Here is a 5,168-nt window from a genome sequence, read left to right as displayed (position 1 = left end):
GTTCTCCCAGGACAGGTCGTGGTCCTCCTTGGCCTTGCTGGAGGCGCGCTTCTCGGCGTCGTGGCCGTGCAGCTCCAGGTGGCCCAGCTCGGTGTTGGGGACGAGGGCGCCGTCGATGAAGAGGGCGCTGCCGATGCCGGTGCCGAAGGTCAGCAGGATGACCGTGCCTCTGCGGTCGCGGCCGGCGCCGAAGGACATCTCGGCGATGCCCGCCGCGTCCGCGTCGTTCACGACCGTCACCGGGGCGCCGCCCAGGCGGTCCCCGAGCAACGCGCGCGCGTCGGTGTCGATCCAGCTCTTGGCGACGTTCGCCGCCGTGCGGATCGTGGCGCCGCCGGTGACGACGCCCGGGAACGTGACGCCGACCGGTCCGGTCCAGCCGAAGTGGTCGACGACCTCCTTGACCCCGTCGGCCACCGAATCGGGCGTGGCCGGGTGCGGGGTCAGCACCTTGAACCGCTCGTCCGCCAGGTCGCCCCTGTCGAGGTCCACAGGGGCACCCTTGATCCCTGATCCGCCGATGTCCACGCCGAAGATCTGCATGTCACCACGTTACGACGGACCACTGACGGTCACTCCCCGGCGGGGTCCTCCGCCCGCGTGCGCTCCGCGATCAGCGCGGCCGCCTCCTCGCGCAGGTCACGGCGCAGCTCCTTCGGCAGCGAGAACGTGATGGACTCCTCGGCCGCCTTGACGAGCTCGACGTCCTCGAAGCCACGCTGGGCGAGCCATTCGAGGACCTCCTCGACGAGGACCTCGGGGACGGAGGCACCGGAGGTGACACCGACCGTGGACACGCCCTCCAGCCAGGCCTCGTCGATCTCGGCGGCGAAGTCCACGAGGTAGGACTCGCGGGCGCCGGCCAGCTTGGCGACCTCGACGAGCCGCTTGGAGTTGGAGGAGTTCCGGGAGCCGACCACGATCACCAGGTCGGCCTCGGCGCCCATCTGCTTCACCGCGAGCTGGCGGTTCTGCGTGGCGTAGCAGATGTCGTCGCTCGGCGGGGAGATCAGCTGCGGGAACTTCTCCTTCAGGGCGTCGACGGTCTCCATGGTCTCGTCGACGGAGAGCGTGGTCTGGGAGAGCCAGACGACCTTGGAGGGGTCGCGGACCTCGACCTTCTCGACGTCGCCGGGGCCGTCGACGAGCTGGATGTGGTCGGGGGCCTCGCCGGAGGTGCCGATGACCTCCTCGTGGCCCTCGTGGCCGATCAGGAGGATGTCGTAGTCGTCGTCAGCGAAGCGGACGGCTTCCTTGTGGACCTTGGTGACCAGCGGGCAGGTCGCGTCGATGGTGGCGAGGCGGCCCTGCCTGGCCTCCTCGTGGACGGTCGGGGCGACGCCGTGCGCGGAGAACATGACGATGTTCCCCGGGGGGACCTCCTCGGTCCGCTCGACGAAGATGGCGCCCTTCTTCTCCAGGGTCTGTACGACGTACTTGTTGTGGACGATCTCGTGGCGGACATAGACCGGAGCCCCGTACTGCTCCAGGGCTTTCTCGACGGCGATCACGGCGCGGTCCACACCCGCGCAGTAGCCACGGGGGGCGGCGAGCAGGACACGGCGGCCAGGCGAAGCAGTCATGGGCACCATCGTAAGGCCGCGTTCTGGGGGCCGAACCGGTGCCGGTCGTGGGCCTTCGCGTTGTTTCGCCCCCTCCGCCCCATCCCTTCCCGTCCCAGGGGGCTGCGCCCCCAGACCCCGCTTCGGCCTGAACGGCCTCGTCCTCAATCGCCGGACGGGCTGGACAGTCGCCGGACAGTCTGGAATGTCGGTGGCGGCCATTACGCTCGCGGCATGGCTGTCAACACGTCCCCCGAAACCCCGCTCCCTGTCGGTGAGGTGTCGCGGCTCATCGGTGGGTGGATCGATCGGCTCGGTGCGGTGTGGGTCGAGGGGCAGATCACGCAGTTGTCGCGGCGGCCGGGCGCGGGGGTCGTGTTCCTGACGCTGCGGGATCCCTCGTACGACATCTCGGTGAGCGTCACTTGTTACCGGCAGGTGTTCGACGCCGTGGCCGACGTGGTGAGCGAGGGCGCCCGGGTCGTCGTCCTCGCGAAGCCGGAGTGGTACGCACCGCGGGGGCAGCTGTCGTTGCGGGCCGCCGAGATAAGGCCCGTGGGGGTCGGGGAGCTGCTCGCGCGGCTGGAGCAGCTGAAGAAGACGCTGGCGGCCGAGGGGCTGTTCGCGGCGGAGCGCAAGCGGCCGTTGCCGTTTCTGCCGCAGCTCGTCGGGCTGGTCTGCGGCCGGGCCTCCGCCGCGGAGCGGGACGTGCTGGAGAACGCCCGGCACCGCTGGCCGGCGGTCCGCTTCGAGGTGCGCAACGTCGCCGTGCAGGGCGTGCACGCGGTGCCGCAGGTCGTGCAGGCGGTGAAGGAGCTCGACGAGCTCGACGACGTCGACGTGATCATCGTGGCCCGGGGCGGTGGCAGCGTGGAGGATCTGCTGCCGTTCTCCGACGAGCAGCTGATCCGGTCCGTCTCCGCCTGTCGTACGCCCGTGGTGTCGGCCATCGGCCACGAGCCCGACACCCCGCTCCTCGACTACGTCGCCGACCTGCGCGCCTCCACTCCCACCGACGCGGCGAAGAAGGTCGTACCGGACGTGGGTGAGGAGTTCGAGCGTGTACGGCTGCTCCGCGACCGTGCGCGGCGGTGTGTCGAGGCGTTCGTGGAGCGGGAGGAGCGCGGGCTCGCGCATGCGCTGGCACGGCCGGCGATAGAGGATCCGCACCGGATGATCGACGAGCGGGCCGACCAGGTGACGTCGCTGGTCGACCGCGGGCGGCGGTGTCTGGGGCATCACCTCGACCGCGCCGAGTCGGAGCTGACCCATACGCACGCACGCGTGGTGGCCCTTTCGCCGGCGGCGACGCTGAAGCGGGGCTACGCGGTGCTGCAGAAGGCCGACGGGCACGCGGTCCGCACGCCGGACGACGTGACCGCCGAGGAGCGGCTGCGGGCCCGGGTGGCCGAGGGCGAGTTCGCCGTACGAGTCGATGTCGAGTCAGGTCCTAGGGTGGGCGGATGAGCAGCAAGGTGGATGAGGCGCTCGGGTACGAGCAGGCGCGCGACGAACTGATCGAGGTCGTACGGCGGCTGGAGGCCGGTGGCACGACGCTGGAGGAGTCGCTCGCGCTGTGGGAGCGGGGCGAGGAGCTGGCGAAGGTGTGCCGGCGGTGGCTGGAGGGGGCGCGGGCCCGGCTGGACGCGGCGTTGGCCGAGGAGGCGGCGCACGAGGAGAAGAGCGGCAGCGACGCCGGGTAACCGGGGGCCGGGTGGGCTGTGAAGCGGATCACCACGCCACCCTTTTGGTTGAACGTTGAACTTCATTCGCGTACGGTCATGTCCGTCAGCCGATCCGGCCGCCGGATCGGACTCATGCACAGAAGGTTCACCATGTCTCTCGTTCTTGACCGCGCCGCCCAGGACCTGCTGTTCCGCGAGGCCCGTACCGCGAACACCTTCACCGACGAGCCCGTCACCGACGAGCAGGTGCAGGCGATCTACGACCTGGTCAAGTACGGTCCGACCGCCTTCAACCAGTCCCCGCTGCGCATCACCCTCGTCCGCTCCCCCGAGGCCCGTGAGCGCCTGGTCCAGCACCTGGCCGAGGGCAACCAGGCCAAGACGGCCGCCGCCCCGCTGGTCGCGATCCTCTCCGCGGACAACGAGTTCCACCAGGAGCTGCCGGAGCTCTTCCCGCACTTCCCGCAGGCGAAGGACCTCTTCTTCGCGGAGCGCTCGGCGCGCGAGAACTCCGCCGGACTGAACGCCGCCCTCCAGGCCGCGTACTTCATCGTCGGCGTCCGCGCCGCCGGGCTGGCCGCCGGCCCCATGAACGGCTTCGACTCCGAGGGGCTGCGCAAGGAGTTCCTGGACGACGACCACACGCCGCTGATGGTCGTCAACATCGGCAAGCCGGGCCCGGACGCCTGGTTCCCGCGCTCGCCGCGCCTGGCCTACGAGCAGGTCGTCACCACCGTCTGAGACGCGTGCGCCACAGCGAAGGCCCCCCGGCTGCCGGGGGGCCTTCGCTGTGGCGCACAGGGAGTCAGGACGTCTTCAGCGCCCCGGCCATCTCCGCCAGCTGCTCGAACGACCCCGTGCCGGCGACCACCGTCGTCGCGCCCTTGGTGTCCTCGTCCTCGGCCAGCACCAGCGCGTCGTACCGCCCGCCGGTGTACCGCACCCACGTACGGCCGCCGATCTCCTCGGTGACGTCGGTCTCCTGCGCGCCCTGGCTCGCGTCCTCGATGAACGGGACCCGCTTCTCGGTCGACTGCTCGACCGCCACGTACTCCCCGTCAGGGGCGTGGAAGCCGAGGTGCCAGACGTCGTGCTCGGTGCCGTCGAAGCGGACGGACGTCGGCTTCCAGCTCTGCGGCAGGCCCTCCGGCGCAGCCACCGGATACGCGGCCGCACGGCGTGCCGTGAGCAGCTCGACCCGGTAGTCGACCCGCGGAAGGTCGGGTTCCTTGTCGTCGTGCGGGATGAAGAGGTAGATCACCCATGCCGCCAGCACGATCAGGCCCAGGGAGAGCACCATGTCCCGGACCGTTTTCTGCTTGCCGTTCGTACCTGCCACGCGTCCTATCGTCGCAGGTGCTCACGCTGCTCATCCGTGGGGGTATCTGCTCATTCTGTCGTCTGACGATAGAGTCGTCACCGAATACCCTCATCCGGCCGTCGTCGTATCAGAAAGGTGCGTTCCGATGACCGAGCATCATCTGCCGTCCGAACTCGATGTCCCCTCCGAGGCCCCCGACCGCAACCTCGCGCTGGAACTGGTCCGCGTGACCGAAGCCGCGGCGATGGCCGCCGGCCGCTGGGTGGGCCGCGGTGACAAGAACGGCGCCGACGGTGCCGCGGTGCGCGCCATGCGCACCCTCGTCTCCACCGTCTCCATGAACGGCGTCGTCGTCATCGGGGAGGGCGAGAAGGACGAGGCGCCGATGCTCTTCAACGGGGAGCGCGTCGGGGACGGCACCGGGCCCGAGTGCGACATCGCCGTCGACCCGATCGACGGCACGACCCTGACCGCGAAGGGCATGCCGAACGCGATCGCGGTGCTGGCCGCCGCCGAGCGCGGATCGATGTTCGACCCGTCCGCCGTCTTCTACATGGACAAGCTGGTCACCGGGCCCGAGGCGGCCGACTTCGTCGACAT

7 protein-coding genes are annotated in these 5,168 nt (G+C 70.2%); 4 read left to right on the top strand and 3 right to left on the bottom strand.

The features are described from left to right. On the bottom strand, nucleotides 1-543 hold a 543-nt coding region (gene ppgK, locus ACTWQJ_RS46095), incomplete at its 3' end, for a polyphosphate--glucose phosphotransferase (RefSeq protein ID WP_443312357.1). Between the two features lie 29 nt (nucleotides 544-572). After that, on the bottom strand, nucleotides 573-1,583 hold the full coding sequence (locus tag ACTWQJ_RS46090; RefSeq protein WP_443312356.1) for a 4-hydroxy-3-methylbut-2-enyl diphosphate reductase: 1,011 nt from the start codon (nucleotides 1,581-1,583) through the stop codon (nucleotides 573-575). 213 nt (nucleotides 1,584-1,796) lie between these two features. Here ACTWQJ_RS46090 and xseA point away from each other — a divergent pair, with 213 nt between their 5' ends. The 3 genes from xseA (at nucleotide 1,797) to ACTWQJ_RS46075 (ending at nucleotide 3,988) form a co-directional block, all read left to right on the top strand. Further along, the gene (gene xseA / locus ACTWQJ_RS46085; protein WP_443312355.1) at nucleotides 1,797-3,029 is read left to right on the top strand and encodes an exodeoxyribonuclease VII large subunit; all 1,233 of its coding nucleotides are present in this window, start codon (nucleotides 1,797-1,799) and stop codon (nucleotides 3,027-3,029) included. Beyond that, nucleotides 3,026-3,265 carry an exodeoxyribonuclease VII small subunit gene (locus ACTWQJ_RS46080; protein WP_385510806.1) on the top strand — a complete coding sequence of 80 codons (240 nt, stop codon included), beginning with the start codon at nucleotides 3,026-3,028 and terminating at the stop codon, nucleotides 3,263-3,265. Before xseA ends, ACTWQJ_RS46080 begins: the two co-directional genes overlap by 4 nt. A gap of 132 nt (nucleotides 3,266-3,397) precedes the next feature. Beyond that, nucleotides 3,398-3,988, top strand: a complete 591-nt coding sequence (locus ACTWQJ_RS46075) for a malonic semialdehyde reductase (protein WP_443312354.1) — start codon at nucleotides 3,398-3,400, stop codon at nucleotides 3,986-3,988. Nucleotides 3,989-4,052: 64 nt separating this feature from the next. Here ACTWQJ_RS46075 and ACTWQJ_RS46070 read toward each other — a convergent pair whose 3' ends face one another. Then, nucleotides 4,053-4,586, bottom strand: coding sequence for a DUF4245 domain-containing protein (locus tag ACTWQJ_RS46070; protein ID WP_443312353.1), 534 nt, complete (start codon nucleotides 4,584-4,586; stop codon nucleotides 4,053-4,055). A gap of 127 nt (nucleotides 4,587-4,713) precedes the next feature. Between ACTWQJ_RS46070 and ACTWQJ_RS46065 the strand changes: the two genes are divergently transcribed. Next, nucleotides 4,714-5,168 (top strand): fructose-bisphosphatase class II (locus ACTWQJ_RS46065; protein ID WP_443312352.1); only part of this gene is annotated, 455 nt, incomplete at its 3' end.

Origin of the sequence: Streptomyces sp. KR55, from assembly GCF_052245645.1 — a bacterium.
Lineage (GTDB): Bacteria > Actinomycetota > Actinomycetes > Streptomycetales > Streptomycetaceae > Streptomyces > Streptomyces flavusporus.
Note: the sequence above shows the minus strand (reverse complement) of the source record. Positions and strands in the feature narration are given on the sequence as shown.